This window comes from Dickeya sp. Secpp 1600 (assembly GCF_003049805.1).
GTDB classification, from domain to species: Bacteria; Pseudomonadota; Gammaproteobacteria; order Enterobacterales; family Enterobacteriaceae; genus Dickeya; species Dickeya fangzhongdai.
Map to the genome: position 1 here is coordinate 4,102,545 of NZ_CP023484.1, position 14,903 is coordinate 4,117,447.

General features: G+C 57.1%; 18 protein-coding genes. 7 read left to right on the forward strand and 11 right to left on the reverse strand.

The genetic code is table 11. The annotated features are described in order from the left end of the window. The first annotated feature begins 70 nt into the window (after nt 1-70). Complete coding sequence (locus CPA59_RS18270) at nt 71-1,387, forward strand: hemolysin family protein (protein WP_038920092.1); 1,317 nt, start codon at nt 71-73, stop codon at nt 1,385-1,387. A gap of 96 nt (nt 1,388-1,483) precedes the next feature. Here CPA59_RS18270 and CPA59_RS18275 read toward each other — a convergent pair whose 3' ends face one another. Together CPA59_RS18275 and cysQ are read right to left on the reverse strand one after the other, a co-directional pair. Next, nucleotides 1,484-1,690, reverse strand: coding sequence for a DUF1107 domain-containing protein (locus CPA59_RS18275; RefSeq protein WP_012768543.1), 207 nt, complete (start codon nt 1,688-1,690; stop codon nt 1,484-1,486). Nucleotides 1,691-2,107: 417 nt separating this feature from the next. Continuing rightward, nucleotides 2,108-2,848 (reverse strand): 3'(2'),5'-bisphosphate nucleotidase CysQ, encoded by a 741-nt coding sequence (gene cysQ / locus CPA59_RS18280; protein WP_038920093.1) that lies wholly within the window; start codon nt 2,846-2,848, stop codon nt 2,108-2,110. A 234-nt stretch (nt 2,849-3,082) separates the two neighbouring features. Here cysQ and CPA59_RS18285 point away from each other — a divergent pair, with 234 nt between their 5' ends. Together CPA59_RS18285 and ytfE are read left to right on the forward strand one after the other, a co-directional pair. Further along, entirely contained in the window at nt 3,083-5,032 is a 1,950-nt protein-coding gene (locus tag CPA59_RS18285) for a bifunctional 2',3'-cyclic-nucleotide 2'-phosphodiesterase/3'-nucleotidase (protein ID WP_107760317.1), read from the forward strand. Between the two features lie 141 nt (nt 5,033-5,173). Next, nucleotides 5,174-5,839 carry an iron-sulfur cluster repair protein YtfE gene (gene ytfE, locus CPA59_RS18290; protein WP_038666120.1) on the forward strand — a complete coding sequence of 222 codons (666 nt, stop codon included), beginning with the start codon at nt 5,174-5,176 and terminating at the stop codon, nt 5,837-5,839. Nucleotides 5,840-5,943: 104 nt separating this feature from the next. Here the strand turns inward: ytfE and CPA59_RS18295 are convergent, their stop codons facing one another. Next, complete coding sequence (locus CPA59_RS18295) at nt 5,944-6,300, reverse strand: DUF2502 domain-containing protein (RefSeq protein WP_038920095.1); 357 nt, start codon at nt 6,298-6,300, stop codon at nt 5,944-5,946. A gap of 294 nt (nt 6,301-6,594) precedes the next feature. Beyond that, nucleotides 6,595-7,215, reverse strand: a complete 621-nt coding sequence (gene fklB / locus CPA59_RS18300) for an FKBP-type peptidyl-prolyl cis-trans isomerase (RefSeq protein ID WP_042860926.1) — start codon at nt 7,213-7,215, stop codon at nt 6,595-6,597. A 225-nt stretch (nt 7,216-7,440) separates the two neighbouring features. Between fklB and CPA59_RS18305 the strand changes: the two genes are divergently transcribed. Then, a complete protein-coding gene (locus CPA59_RS18305; protein ID WP_038920096.1) occupies nt 7,441-8,148 on the forward strand; it encodes a LysM-like peptidoglycan-binding domain-containing protein in 708 nt (235 codons plus the stop codon). Here CPA59_RS18305 and CPA59_RS18310 read toward each other — a convergent pair. From CPA59_RS18310 to yjfP, 6 genes are all read right to left on the reverse strand, one after another. Beyond that, nucleotides 8,132-8,506 carry a DUF488 domain-containing protein gene (locus CPA59_RS18310; protein ID WP_038920097.1) on the reverse strand — a complete coding sequence of 125 codons (375 nt, stop codon included), beginning with the start codon at nt 8,504-8,506 and terminating at the stop codon, nt 8,132-8,134. The two genes, CPA59_RS18305 and CPA59_RS18310, sit on opposite strands and share 17 nt — an antisense overlap. Before the next feature lie 116 nt (nt 8,507-8,622). After that, nucleotides 8,623-9,072, reverse strand: a complete 450-nt coding sequence (rplI, locus tag CPA59_RS18315) for a 50S ribosomal protein L9 (RefSeq protein ID WP_033569210.1) — start codon at nt 9,070-9,072, stop codon at nt 8,623-8,625. 41 nt (nt 9,073-9,113) lie between these two features. Further along, entirely contained in the window at nt 9,114-9,341 is a 228-nt protein-coding gene (gene rpsR / locus CPA59_RS18320; protein WP_000135199.1) for a 30S ribosomal protein S18, read from the reverse strand. 4 nt (nt 9,342-9,345) lie between these two features. Beyond that, nucleotides 9,346-9,666, reverse strand: a complete 321-nt coding sequence (gene priB / locus CPA59_RS18325) for a primosomal replication protein N (RefSeq protein ID WP_038920098.1) — start codon at nt 9,664-9,666, stop codon at nt 9,346-9,348. Between the two features lie 5 nt (nt 9,667-9,671). Next, on the reverse strand, nt 9,672-10,064 hold the full coding sequence (rpsF, locus tag CPA59_RS18330) for a 30S ribosomal protein S6 (RefSeq protein WP_012768533.1): 393 nt from the start codon (nt 10,062-10,064) through the stop codon (nt 9,672-9,674). A gap of 207 nt (nt 10,065-10,271) precedes the next feature. Beyond that, complete coding sequence (yjfP, locus tag CPA59_RS18335; protein WP_049853848.1) at nt 10,272-11,021, reverse strand: esterase; 750 nt, start codon at nt 11,019-11,021, stop codon at nt 10,272-10,274. A gap of 226 nt (nt 11,022-11,247) precedes the next feature. On the opposite strand from yjfP, the gene CPA59_RS18340 reads away from it, so the two are divergent. From CPA59_RS18340 to CPA59_RS18350, 3 genes are all read left to right on the forward strand, one after another. Beyond that, entirely contained in the window at nt 11,248-13,188 is a 1,941-nt protein-coding gene (locus tag CPA59_RS18340) for a methyl-accepting chemotaxis protein (RefSeq protein ID WP_049853847.1), read from the forward strand. A gap of 138 nt (nt 13,189-13,326) precedes the next feature. After that, the gene (gene bsmA, locus CPA59_RS18345) at nt 13,327-13,692 is read left to right on the forward strand and encodes a biofilm peroxide resistance protein BsmA (protein WP_100850065.1); all 366 of its coding nucleotides are present in this window, start codon (nt 13,327-13,329) and stop codon (nt 13,690-13,692) included. Nucleotides 13,693-13,737: 45 nt separating this feature from the next. Beyond that, nucleotides 13,738-14,013, forward strand: coding sequence for a hypothetical protein (locus CPA59_RS18350; RefSeq protein ID WP_038920102.1), 276 nt, complete (start codon nt 13,738-13,740; stop codon nt 14,011-14,013). A 104-nt stretch (nt 14,014-14,117) separates the two neighbouring features. Here CPA59_RS18350 and rlmB read toward each other — a convergent pair whose 3' ends face one another. Next, nucleotides 14,118-14,852, reverse strand: a complete 735-nt coding sequence (gene rlmB / locus CPA59_RS18355; protein WP_038920103.1) for a 23S rRNA (guanosine(2251)-2'-O)-methyltransferase RlmB — start codon at nt 14,850-14,852, stop codon at nt 14,118-14,120. Between the last annotated feature and the right edge of the window lie 51 nt (nt 14,853-14,903).

The window sequence follows — 14,903 nt, forward strand, 5'->3', positions numbered from 1 at the left end:
GGCGATGCCGCACCCATAATGTTATTCCCTTTCAGAGGTTCGCCGTCCGTGACGACTGTGCGAAAAAACTATGTTAAACAGTCTGTTAATTATTTTATGTCTTATCGCCATCAGTGCGTTTTTCTCTTTGTCTGAAATATCGCTGGCCGCTTCACGCAAGATCAAACTGAAGCTGATGGCCGACGAAGGAGACCTGAACGCTGCTCTGGTACTGAAATTTCAGGAAACGCCGGGCATTTTCTTCACCGTGATTCAGATCGGCCTCAACGCGGTCGCCATCCTGGCCGGTATCATCGGCGACGCCGCCTTCTCGCCCTATTTCGAAATGCTGTTTGCCAGCTTTCTGCCGCAGGACATGGTCGCCCGCGCCAGTTTTATCTGCTCGTTTGTGCTGGTTACCAGCCTGTTCATCCTGTTTGGCGACCTGACGCCGAAACGCATTGGTATGATTGCCCCGGAAGCGATAGCCATTCGGATCATCAACCCCATGCGCTTCTGTCTGCTGGTGTTCCGCCCGCTGGTCTGGCTGTTCAACGGTCTGGCTAACCTGATTTTCCGGCTGTTCAAGCTGCCGATGGTGCGTAAAGAAGACATCACTCCCGACGATATCTATGCGGTGGTGGAAGCCGGCGCGCTGGCCGGCGTACTGCGTAAACAGGAACATGAGCTGATCGAAAACGTGTTCGAACTGGAGTCGCGCACCGTGCCCTCTTCAATGACCTCGCGCGAAAGCGTGGTCTATTTCGACCTGCATGAAGATGAAACGCAGATCAAAGAGAAAATCGCGCACCAGCCGCATTCCAAGTTTCTGGTGTGCAACGGCACCATCGATCAGATTGTCGGCTATGTGGATTCCAAGGATCTGCTGAACCGGGTGCTGGGCAATCAGAGTCTGGAACTGACCAGCGGCGTACAGATTCGCCCGGCGCTGATCGTGCCGGACACGCTGACGCTGTCGGAAGCGCTGGAAAGTTTCAAAACCGCCGGCGAAGACTTCGCGGTGATCCTCAACGAGTACGCGCTGGTGGTGGGAATTATCACCCTTAACGACGTAATGACCACGCTGATGGGCGACCTGGTTGGGCAGGGGCTGGAAGAGCAGATCGTCGCCCGTGACGAGAACTCCTGGCTTGTCGATGGCGGTACGCCGATAGAAGATGTCATGCGTGCACTCAGCATCGATGAGTTCCCCCACTCCGACAATTACGAAACCATCGGCGGGTTCATGATGTACACGCTGCGTAAAATCCCCAAACGCACCGATTTTGTTCGCTACGCCGGGTATAAGTTCGAAGTGGTGGATATCGACAGCTACAAGATCGACCAGCTGCTGGTCACACGGCTGGAAGAAAAAACGGCGCTCAACGCTGAAACGCATCCGGCATAAGCCGCTTCGCGCACTAACTTCAACAAAGAGTACAACCCCAACAAATAACAACGGCCCGTTAACGGGCCGTTTTCCTGTCGCAGGGGGCGAGTTCCTTCAACCCAATTCAGCCTGCAACTTCAGTACCTGACGGTTGACTTCGGACATCACCACCAGATGCTGTTTATCCTGCGTTTTGGGCAACAGAATGCGGCCCTGATCAAATTCAAAAGCGCCAATCCCTTTAATGTAGAGTCTTCCACGAAACAGGATTTTCACATACTTGGCGACCTTCAGGGGGTTGTAACGTTCGAAGATCCTCATCGTCTTCCTCTCCTCCCGTTTTTTTTCCACCGCGCTACCCGTTCCCAATTAGGGTCGGATGATGTTCAGCACGGCAATCACGTACAACTGGTTAGTGTCCTTATCCTGCGGTTAGTTCCCGCAATGACAGAATTATTTACGGCATTTACATATTTTTACCGAATAGACTAATGCCATACTTTTTAAATCAGTATAAACCTTCAAGTTATTGCCGTATGTGCGATATGCCGCAAACTCACATACGCGACGGTAAACGCATCAACGGCCGCCAATCTACCGTGAAAATATGACCAAAAAACGACAGTGCGCCGCCAGCGGCATAAAGATAAAAACGGGAAGGCGGGAAGAGCACGGCAGGCCTATCGCCTGCCGTGGCTATCATCAGGAAAAATCCGGCCGGAGCGACCGGAAAAGGCATCAGAACAGTGAAACGCGAAAGCCCGGATTCAGGAAGGATTCGCGCGGCAGATAAGAGAGCGAGCGCCCTTGCCAGTCATGCACCTGCGCGCCGGCGGCCAGCGCCACCGCGTGCCCGGCGGCGGTATCCCAGATATTGGTCGGCCCAAAACGCGGATAAAGCTGGGCCTTGCCCTCCGCCACCAGACAGAACTTCAGCGACGAGCCAATGGACACGGTCTGGTGTTCGCCCAACTGTCGCAGATAATCGTCCAGCTCTGCATCGGCGTGAGAGCGGCTCACCACGACCAGCGGCGGTCTGGCGTCTTTTACCTGAATGGCGCGGCGTTTCCCACCCTCTTCCTTCCAGGCCTTGCCGTCCGCCGCGGCGTACATCACCCCGGTCACCGGCACGTATACGACGCCCAGCACCGGTTTGCCGTTATCGATCAGCGCGATATTGACGGTGAACTCGCCGTTGCGATTGAGAAATTCTTTGGTGCCGTCCAGCGGATCCACCAGCCAGTAACGCTGCCAGTGCTGACGTTCGGACCACGCCTGCGGGTCCTCCTCCGACAGCATCGGAGTCTCGGGGTAGTGTTCGGCCAATCCACGCGCAATCACCTGATGCGCCGCCAGGTCGGCGGCCGTCACCGGCGAGTCGTCTTTCTTTAGCGCCACGTTCAGCGGCTGCTGACCGTTATAAACCTGCATGATGGCGTCTCCCGCCTCACGCGCCAGTTGGCAGATCTGTTCTAACATCGTTTCACCTCATTATACGTACAGGCCATGTGTCAGGTGCCGCGACAGCGCACGCACCGGGCCATTTTTATGTCTGCCCCGGAATTCTATGTCATGCTTCACAATTCAGGCTGATATTTAACACGATATTCATCAAAATCTGCGATACACATTCTGGCCGCGCCGCCATTGTCGGACAACCGTCCGACTGCGCAGGCGCCGCCATGTTGATACCTCGTCACAGGAGCGACCTTTATGAAGCATAAGCTGGTGCTGAGCCTGCTCGCGATAGCCATCGCTAACGCCACTCAGGCAGCCACCGTCGATTTACGGGTGCTGGAAACCACCGATCTTCACAGCAATATGATGGACTATGACTACTATAAAGACAGTCCAACGGATAAATTCGGACTGGTCCGTACCGCCAGCCTGATTCAAGCCGCCCGTCAGCAAGCCGTCAACAGCGTGCTGGTGGACAACGGCGACATTATTCAGGGCAGCCCGCTGGGCGACTACGCCGCCGCCAAAGGGTTGCAGAAAGGCGACGTGCACCCGGTCTATCTGGCGATGAACACGCTGGATTATGCGGTCGGCAATATCGGTAACCACGAATTCAACTACGGGCTGGACTACCTGCACAACGCGCTGGCCGGCGCCCATTTCCCGTATATCAACGCCAACGTGCTGGACGCGAAAACCGGCAAACCGCTGTTTACCCCTTACCTGATCGAAAAGAAAACGGTGAAAGACCGCGACGGCAAATCCCACGAGCTGCGCATTGGTTATATCGGCTTCGTGCCGCCGCAAATCATGGTGTGGGACAAAGCTAACCTAAGCGGCAAAGTTACGGTAGCGGACATTACCGAAACCGCGAAAAAATGGGTGCCGGAACTGCGCAAACAGGGGGCGGACGTGGTGGTTGCCATACCGCATTCCGGCCTGTCGGCGGAGCCGTACAAAACGATGGCGGAAAACTCGGTCTACTACTTAAGCCACATCCCCGGTATTGACGCCATTATGTTCGGCCACGCCCACGCGGTATTCCCGAGCAAGGATTTCGCCAGCATCAAAGGCGCCGATATCGCAAAAGGCACGCTGAACGGCGTTCCCGCCGTGATGCCCGGCCAGTGGGGCGACCATCTCGGCGTGGTGGATCTGGTACTGAACAACGACAGCGGCCAGTGGAAAGTGACCGAAGGTAAGGCGGAAGCCCGCCCGATCTACGACAAAGCGCAGAAGAAATCGCTGGCGGCGGAAGACCCGCAACTGGTCAACGTGCTGTCGGACGCCCATCAGAAAACCCGCGAGTTCGTCAGTAAGCCGATCGGCAAAGCTTCCGACAATATGTACAGCTACCTGTCGCTGATTCAGGACGACCCGACGGTGCAGATCGTCAACAACGCGCAGACCGCGTACGTCGAGCACTTTATTCAGGGCGACCCGGATTTAGCCGAACTGCCGGTGCTGTCGGCGGCGGCGCCGTTCAAAGCGGGCGGCCGCAAGAACGACCCGGCCAGCTACGTGGAAGTGGAAAAAGGCCAGTTGACCTTCCGTAACGCCGCCGACCTCTATCTCTACCCCAACACGCTGGTAGTGGTAAAAGTTAAAGGCGAGCAGGTACGGGAATGGCTGGAATGCTCCGCCGGTCAGTTCAACCAGATTGACGCGCACAAACGCGAGCCGCAGTCGCTCATCAACTGGGAAGGCTTTCGCACCTACAACTTTGACGTTATTGACGGCGTGAATTATCAGATCGACGTCACCCAACCCGCCCGCTACGACGGCGAGTGCCAGTTGATCAACGGCAATGCGCATCGCATCAAGGATCTGACCTTCAAAGGCAAACCCATCGATCCGCAGGCCACGTTCCTGATCGCCACCAACAACTACCGCGCCTACGGCGAGAAATTCGCCGGCACCGGCGAAAAACAGGTCGCGTTCGCCTCGCCGGATGAAAACCGCGCGGTGCTGGCCGCCTATATCAGCGCCGAAACGAAAAAAGCCGGCGAGGTAAAACCGGCCGCGGACAACAACTGGCGTCTGGCAAAAATTGTCAGCGATACCCCGCTGGATATCCGGGTGGAAACATCGCCGTCGCCGAAAGCGGCTGCCTTCATCAAGGAAAAATCGCAGTACCCGCTAACGCTGGTAGGTAACGACGACATCGGCTTTGCCGTCTACCGTCTGGACCTGCAAAAACAGTAACCCTATCAAACCGCGCTCCCACGGCGCGGTTTTTTTTCGTCTCCCCCGCATTCGCCATCGTAATCCTTTTTAGGGATAGCTAATTTTAAAAGATGCATTTAAAATACATTTTATAAATTACACCGTTCAGGGGTACCCATCATGCATTACCGCGACCAATCATTAGGCGAACTGGCCATCACCATCCCTCGCGCCACCGCGCTGTTTCGTGAATTCAACCTCGATTTCTGCTGTGGCGGCAAACAGACGCTGCTGCGCGCCGCCAGCAAACAGGCGTTGGATATCGAGATACTGGAATCGCGTCTGGCCGATCTGGCGGCGCAGCCGTCAACGGAAAAAGACTGGCAGCAGGCCTCGTTGAGCGAGATGATCCAACACATCATCAGCCGTTTCCACGATCGTCACCGTGAGCAGTTGCCGGAACTGATCCGCATGGCCGAAAAAGTGGAACGCGTGCACCACGACAAACCGGCCTGCCCGCACGGACTGACCAATCAACTGATGCTGATTCACGACGATCTGGCGCAACACATGATGAAAGAAGAACGGATCCTGTTCCCGATGATTCAGTCCGGTATGGGCGCGCAAGCCGGCGGACCGATTTCGATGATGGAACACGAACATGATGACGCCGGTCAGCAACTGGAAGTGGTCAAAACGATCACCAACAACGTTACGCCGCCCGCTAATGCCTGCACCACCTGGCGGGCGCTGTATACCGGCATCAACGAGTTTATCGACGACCTGATGGAGCACATCCATCTGGAAAATAACCAGCTGTTCCCACGGGCACTGCGGGGCGAGTAATTGGCGTTATCCGTCAGCGCCTATCCATCACACCGCGCCCGCCGCCATAAAAAAACCGCGCCGTTTTAGCGCGGTTTTTGTCTTTTCGTTATCGGCCGCCCGGCTTACCAGCGCGGGCCGCCGCCATGATGGCCCCAGCCGCCCCACCCCGGGCCAGGCCCCGGACCGCGTGGTCCGGCAGGGACAACGTAAACCGGTTGCGGGCGTTCAATCACCACAACGCGTGGCGGGGGTGGCGGTGCGTAGTAATAAACCTGACGGGCATGATGGTGCCGACGCTCATACCAGCTGTCGGGATCGCACCAACGATTGCCGTCCCAGTAATAGCCACGATCGTCACGATCGCCGATGTGAAGATACACACCCGGCAGCGCCAGACTCAGGCTGTCGGCCTGTGCGGCGGGCATCGCCGACAACAGTACACCCGTCATAATGGCACCTAATAAAAGTGGCTTAATCATAATGCTAACCTCTGCTTCACCGCGATGCGGCGGATGACTCACTTATACGGCGCGCCGCCATGAGCCGCTATCAGAAAATGGCTAAATATTAATACCTTCAGGAAAGCAATTCAGGTTTGGCGCCGCTTATCGACGTCAGCATAACGAGGCAATCGTCAGGCCGCCTTTACGAGGTGTATCGACGGGTTACACGACACGGAATCAGCAGGGATGAAAGCAATGAGGCCGCTGCGGCTAACGCCATGATAGGTCAGAGAAAAGCATGCCGGGTCGCGACGTCCCCGGCAGAGAAACTTACAGGATTTCCAGCAGTTCCACTTCAAAAATCAGCGTGCTGAACGGCGGGATGGACGCACCCGCGCCACGTTCGCCATACGCCAGATTCTGAGGAATATAGAGTTCCCACTTCGAACCGACCGGCATCAGCGTCAACGCTTCGATCCAGCCAGGAATCACGCCGCTAACCGGGAATTCCGCCGGCTGGCCGCGCTGCACCGAGCTGTCGAACACGGTGCCGTCAATCAGGCGGCCGGTGTAGTGAACCCGCACCCGATCCTGACGCGCCGGGATAGCGCCTTCGCCCTGCGTCAGTACACGGAACTGCAGGCCGGTCTCGGTGCTGCTGACGCCGTCTTTGCCAGCGTTGGCTTCCAGAAAGCGCTGGCCTTCCGCCGCCTGCTCACGCTGACGCTCACGACGCACCGCATCCGCCCGCTCATGCACTTCACGCAACGCGCGATGTACCACATCAACCGGCACCACAGGCGCTTTTCCTTCCAGCGCATCGCACAGACCCGCTACCAGCGCATCGGGGATCAACCCCTCCAGACCAGATTCCTGCAGTTGTTGACCAATCTGCAGGCCAATGCCGTAGCTTGCCTGCGCTTCGACGCTGTCATAAGAAGGCGTTGTCATGAATGTTCCTTTAATCTGTAAAATACGAAAGCGCAGCATAGCAGCGAGTCGGTTGAGGGTAAAACGTTCTGTCGCGATCTCGCCGTGTTGCCGGCCGGCACAGCGTCAAACCGCTCATGTTTGCGGCGTCGGAACCCAATGACGATGACCTTAACTGGTTATCTGTCCTTGATTACCGATATAATTAAGCTGTTTCACCTTTATACGGTTCTAAGAGAGGTCACCATGGGCAGAATCGCGCCCAGGAGAAAGCAATCCACCTGGAATCACCTGACGCTATGGCAATCCTGCCAGAATTGGCTGGCCCAATGGCGTCGACGCAAGGAAATTCCCGGTGAACCGGAAGAAAGCGCAGACGAGACGGAGACGGTTACCCCGGACCCCGCTCCACGCCGCAGGCATCGCAGACAGCAACCCTGGCTGCGAACGCTTTGGCATCTGCCGGATGATTTCAGCTGGATGGAACCGCTGCCCTATTTTCACCGTCGTTGTATTTTGATTTTGCTGTGTTTGCTGTTGCTGGTGCTGCTGTGGCCGGTGTCCCCCCCAGCCCCCGCGCCTTCCCGTCAGGTGGACGTGCCGCTCAGCTCGCAGACCGCGCCGATACAGGCGCAATTGGTGGCTCCTGCAGCCACCGCCAGCCAGACGCCGCGCCCGGCGACGTCTGGCGCCACCTGGCAATCCTATCAGATCGCGTCCGGCCAGACGCTGGCCCAGCTGTTTCGCGACAACAACCTTCCCGTCAACGATGTCTTCGCCATGGCGCAGGTGGAGGGGCAAAGCAAGCCGCTCAGCAATCTGCGGACCGGGCAGAAAGTCCAGCTGCAGCTCAATACGCAAGGAATGGTGAGCCAGCTTGAGATCGACACCCCGGACGGTCAGCAGGTGCAGTTCGTTCGCCAGCAGGACGGTTCCTTCATTCGCGTTCGCTAAGCGCAGCCTGTTCTATCAAAAAATCACGCAACACCACCGCATGATTCCGTTCCGTATCCCGGCTGCCATACAGCAGGGTTATCGGCTGCGACTGACGCAATAACGCCGCCAGCGGCTGCCACGCAGTGTGCTGACTCAGCTCCGCACGGTACATCCCGACGAATGTTTCCCACTCTACTGGGTTAGCATGATACCAGCGCCGCAATTCATGACTGGGTGCGACGTCTTTAAGCCAGACGACGTCGGGTAGACGGATTTTGGCGATGCCGCGCGGCCACAGCCGATCGACCAGAAACGTGGGGGAAGAAAAAGGAGGCTGCGCATCATAGACACGCATCAATTGGACCAGCTCGCTCATCTCGTATGTCGCTCAGTGATACACACGTTGATGATAGGCCGCTTTGACCGACTTACCAATGCAAAACGCTGGCACAAGGCCAGCGTTTTACCTGTTGTGGTCAACCGAAGTAAAAATTACTCGGCAACAACCACGACGTTCAGCTTGGCGAATACGTCGCTGTGCAGCTGGAAGCTTACTTCGTGCTCACCCAGCGTGCGCAGAACGCCGTTCGGCAGGCGAACTTCGCTCTTGGCAACATCAACACCAGCAGCGGTGACCGCGTCAGCGATGTCGCGAGTACCGATGGAACCGAACAGTTTGCCTTCGTCACCCGCTTTAGATGCGATGGTCACGGAAGCCAGCGCGTTGACTTTCTCAGCGCGGGCTTCAGCAGCAGCCAGAACGTCAGCCAGTTTGGCTTCCAGTTCAGCGCGGCGGGCTTCGAAAAACTCAACGTTTTTCTTGGTTGCCGGCACAGCTTTGCCCTGCGGAACCAGGAAGTTACGAGCGTAGCCCGCTTTAACGTTAACCTGATCACCCAGGCTGCCCAGGTTTGCTACTTTATCCAGCAGAATAACTTGCATTACCTTATCCTCTCAAAGTCTCGTTAATGGACAGTGGCCGATTACTGATGACGATCAGTGTACGGCAACAAAGACAGGTAGCGCGCACGCTTGATAGCGCGGGCCAGTTGACGCTGGTATTTTGCACGGGTGCCGGTGATGCGGCTCGGTACAATTTTACCACTTTCAGTGATGTAGTTTTTCAGCGTTGCGATGTCTTTATAGTCAATCTCTTGAACGCCTTCCGCGGTGAAACGGCAGAACTTGCGACGACGGAAATAACGTGCCATTTGGCTAGTCTCCAGAATCAATCAATTCAATCTGCTCGGCATGCAGCACCACTTTGCTCAGGCCATTGCGCCCTTGATGGCAACTAATGAACCCCTGAACCCTGAGTTGCATACCGACCGTTATACTGTGGGTAAATGCCTGTGACGGGTGTCCGCTGACAATCACGGGCATACGGCACCATGCTTGTCGGCTGAGTCCGGCTTCTTCCTGCACTGAGCGGTGCTCAAGCACAAACTGACAGTGAGGAATACCCGACGGACTGACTTTTCGAATGGGCGTCTTGCACACCGTGCCCGACAGCTCCAGTCGATTCACCGTCACCACAACAATTACTCTTCAGAATCCCCAACTTCAGCATCATCATCGGCTTCAGCGTATTCGTCACGACGCTCACGGCGTTCGTCTTTCGCTTTAACCATCGGAGATGCTTCAGTTACCGCGTGCTTAACGCGCATAACCATGCTGCGGATAACGGCGTCGTTGAAGCGGAAGTTAGTTTCCAGCTCATCGATCACTTCCTGCGGGGCTTCAACGTTCAGCAGAACGTAGTGAGCTTTGTGCAGTTTGTTGATCGGGTAAGCCAGCTGACGACGGCCCCAGTCTTCCAGACGGTGGATCTTGCCTTCCGCTGCTGTGATAGCACCGGTGTAACGCTCGATCATGCCCGGAACCTGTTCGCTCTGGTCAGGATGAACCATAAAAACGATTTCGTAATGACGCATCGAATTGCTCCTTACGGATTATTCAGCCTCCTGTCAGGGTCAGCCGCGGCCCATGGAAGCAAGGAACGTGTTGTGTGTACGGCTGAAAAAATGACGCGCAATTGTACTGACTGCCACGCGGGAAAACAAGCCATATCGCTGATTTCCATCATGAGGGGGCTGGGTCAGGAGAAATAGCCCGCCGCTGGCGGGCCATAGACGGGTAAATCAAAGCGAGCGCGAGAAGAAATCCGCGCCGGCCTGCAGGGCGGTCGGGGTGATCTTGTGGCCGATGCCGGCCTCGGTCAGGTAAGTCAGATGCTGGTGGGACTGGCGAGCGGTTAACTCCCGGTACAGCCGTTCGCTCTCCTGCGCCGGCACCAGCTCATCCGCCAGACCGTGCCAGAGCAGCAGCGGCCGGTCGGAAACCTTGTCCAGTTGATGACGCACATCAAAGGGCGCGACGCGATCAGCCAGCGCCTGCAACTGCGCCTGCGCGCCCGGCTCTTCCGGCGCGACCGGCGGAAACAGCGTCTGCGACAGCGATGAAAAGTATCCGGAGCCCATAAAACAGGCCACAGCCCGCAGCCAGGGATATTGCGTCATCGCAGCCAGCGCGGTCATTCCCCCCATTGATGCGCCGCAAATCCCGACCCGATCCCCGTCAATCAGCCCCTGCTCCCGACACCAGTCCAGATGGAGCGGCAATTCACTGACATTATTCAGGAAAATATCCCAGAAACAGCGCCAGCGACGCGCTTCATCGCCGTCAAACCGCGCGCCATGCATCAACGCATCCGGCGCGATGACGCGGAACCCGGCCTTCGCCAGCGCGTAGGCAAAATACGCGTAGACTTCCTTCGACGAGGTATAGCCATGAAAGAAGAAAATGGTTGGCAACGGCCGCGTTCGGCTGCCGGATGGAAAGGCATGCAACACCTCTATCCCTGAAACATTCTCACTTCCCATTTCTACCATCCTTGCCTCCATTCCTTCGTTGATTGACAGGTAAAACCGTAAAAAACGCCTACGATTATTCTGTATATCATTTAACCATCAACAACAATCGACACATAGAAAAATAGATCGCAATGATCTTGATCAAATTAGTTACAAAAGCACCAGTTAGTGTAAAATTTCGCACTTTTTTGCCGTTAACGGCATTAACCACCCCTAATAACGTCTCACAATAAAGAGAATTATCATGCAGCTTGCTTTTAGACGCTGGAGCCTCGGTGTCAAACTTTCAGTTATCGCCTCCCTGAGTGTGGCCGTGCTGTTTATCGCATTCAGCCTCAGCCTGACACGTTCGGCCGGTGAAAAACTGGAATCATTGACAATGCATGACATGGAAAGTCAGGTTACGGGTATTACAGATATGATAGCCATGTACGACACCAGCCTGCAGGCCAGCGTCGACAGCTATACCAATCTGTTTGCCAGCTTTCTTCCTTCTCGTTTTACCGTGGACAATCAGGCGCGTCTGCCCATCAGCGGCACGACCGCGCCGACCCTGAAATCCGGCGATACCGTCCTCAACATGAACACCGCCGTCACCGACGACTTTCTCAACCGTACCGGCGCTATTTCCACCATTTTCGTGCGCGACGGCGACGACTTCGTGCGTATCACCACCTCGCTGAAAAAGGAAGACGGCTCGCGCGCCATCGGCACCAAACTGGATCGCGCCAGCCCGGCGTTCGCGCCCGTCTCCGGCAACAAGTCCTTCAGCGGCCTGGCGGTACTGTTCGGCAAGCAATATATCACCCAGTACAAACCGGTCACCGACGCCAGCGGCAGCGTGATCGCCATTTTGTTCGTGGGGATTGATATCAGCAAAGAATTTGCCCAGATGCAAAAACGCATTCTGGATAAGCGTATCGGCGATACCGGCCACTTTATCGTACTCAGCAAGGCAGGCGCGACGGCCGGCACCTATCTGGTGCACCCGTCGCTGGCCGGGCAAAAACCGGACTGGTCTGGCGATGCTCTGCAGCAGGTGCTGAAAAACGACGGCGGCAGGCTGGAATACGCTGATAACAGCCTGAGCGGCGATGACCGTACCCAGGTGATGGTATATCGCAGCGTGCCGCAGTGGAAATGGGTCGTCATCGGCACCATCAGCAAGGCCAGCCTGCTGGCGGAAATCAACACGATCCGCAATCTGTTTCTGGGCGGCGGCATCGCGCTGGTGGTGCTGTTCGCCGTGTTCTTTGTCTACCTTACCCGTCGCTGGCTGAGCCGGCCGCTGGAGGAAGTGGTTAAAGTGGCGGAGCAGTTCGCGGCCGGTAACCTGCAGGCGACGCTGACCACCGACAGCCAGGATGAAGTCGGCCGTCTGGTGGACGCCATCAACGGTATGGGCCACGGCCTGACCCGGCTGGTGTCTCAGGTGCGCGACGCCGCGGAAGAGATCGCCGCCGGTACTGACGCGCTGGCCGAAGACAGCGGCAACATCAGCGAGCAGATTTCCCGTCAGGCCAGCAGCGTGGAAGAAACCTCGGCCACGATGGAACAGTTGTCCTCGACGGTGAAACAGAATGCCGACAACGTCTCCGCCGCTAAAGGGCTGGCGGCGGAAAGCGCCAGCGCCGCGCAGAACGGCAGCATCACGGTGACGGACTCGGTGGAAACCATGAGCGAAATCAAACGCTCGTCGCAGAAGATCGCCGACATCACCACCACCATCCAGTCGATCGCCTTCCAGACCAATATTCTGGCGCTCAACGCGGCGGTGGAAGCCTCACGCGCCGGCGAGCACGGCAAGGGCTTCGCCGTGGTTGCCGCCGAAGTGCGTTCGCTGGCCCAACGCAGCTCTTCAGCGGTGAAGGAAATCGAAGCGCTGATTGCCGAATCGCTGCATCAAATCGAAACCGGCTACCGTTTCTCGGAAAAAACCCGTTCGGTGATGGACGATCTGCTGCATCGCATCCAGCAGGTCAGCACTATCGTCAACGACATTGATATCGCCTCGCGCGAGCAGTCGCTGGGCATTGAACAGGTTAACGTGGCCATCAACCAGATTGGGCAGGCCATCAACCAGAACGCTTCGCTGGTGCAGAATTCGGAAAGCACCGCGCAGGGACTACGCGAAAAAGGCCATCATCTGAGCGATGTGGTCAGCGTGTTCCGCATCCACTCCTGATCGCTTCATTACCTCTGCCGGCTATCGGCAGAGGTCCGCTTAGGCGGTTTATCCTCCGTTACACGCCGGCGGTATCCCTGTCTGCCTCAAGGGGTTACACTATATCCACCCAGTACCGGACTGACCGGAACACCAACAATGACACGCCCATCATGGCTATTCAGCGTTACGCCGTTGAACCGAGTGTTGCTGAGCACCCTGTTGTCGATGCTGATCAGCGGTTGCACGTTGCTGGCCGGTAAGCCGGTCCCGCCGCCGCCGCCCGCGGAACAGGCGGCCGAAATATCCAGAGAACAGAGCTATCTGCTGGAAAAAACCGGTTCAGTTTCGGTCGATGTACGCGGCAGTCTGGATGATGCGGTACGGGAAATACAGCGTCAGGCCAACGCTCGCGGCATGCCTTACTACCGGGTGGTCAGCCTGACGGAAAACGAACATGTGCGACGGGATAGCTGGCACGGCTATGCAATCTTCTACCGCCCGCCTGCCGCCGCCCGCCCCTGAACCAACCAGGCCAATCAGCGCCCCAGAAAGATTGAGAGGATAAGGATGAAAACAAAGATTGCCGCCATCGCCCTGTTACTGCTGACAACCGGCGTTAGCGGCGTGGCTGCGGCCTCGGAATACCCGTGCCGCAGCCCGGAATGGAATGTCTGGGTTGAAATGCAGGTGAATACCCGCGGACAGTTGGGCGATGTGGAAGTCGGTTCGCTGGTGTGGCAGCAGGCGGTAGAAAGCCGACTGCCTGCGACCTCCTGGCCATCGCGCAATTCCGTGCTGTGGTGCGCGGCCGTAGAACAGAAACTCGCCAGCCTGAAAAAATAACGCCCATCCTGAAGTGGATAGCAACAGGGCAACCTATCGCGGTTGCCCTGCCTGTCGGGAATCTTGTCTGACGCCCGTTCTCTTTTAGCGCGCCTGCGCCATGATTACGCCGAGCGCTGACGTACCGCCTCAAACAGGCAGATTCCGGTGGCGACCGACACGTTCAGCGACGACACGCTGCCCGCCATTGGAATGCTGATCAGTTCATCGCAGTGTTCGCGGGTCAGGCGACGCATCCCTTCCCCTTCCGCTCCCATCACCAGCGCCAGCGGGCCGGTAAGTTTGCTCTGATACAGGGTGTGATCCGCTTCGCCCGCCGTACCAACGATCCAGACGTTCTGCTCCTGCAGGAAACGCAGCGTGCGCGCCAGATTGGTCACACGAATCAGCGGTACGGTTTCCGCCGCGCCGCAGGCGACCTTTTTCGCGGTAGCGTTGAGTTGGGCAGACCGATCGCGCGGCACAATCACCGCGTGAACGCCCGCCGCATCGGCGCTGCGCAGGCAGGCTCCCAGGTTGTGCGGGTCGGTTACGCCATCCAATACCAGCAGGAACGGGGTATCCAGCGATGCCAGCAGTCCCGGCAGATCGTTTTCCTGATACTGTCGCCCCTCTTTCACCCGGGCGACAATGCCCTGATGCACCGCGCCTTCCACCTTGTCATCCAGCCACTGGCGGTTAGCAACCTGCACCGCGATGCCGCTGGCTTCCAGCTCGGCGATCAACGGCTGCAGGCGGCGATCCTCACGCCCTTTAAGGGTGAACACTTCCAGAAAACGTTGGGGGTCTTGCTCCAGCAGCGCTTTCACCGCATGGATGCCGTAAATAATTTCGCTCATTACAACTCTTCAATAATACGCTTCAAACAGGTTAACGGGGCAGCCGGCCCG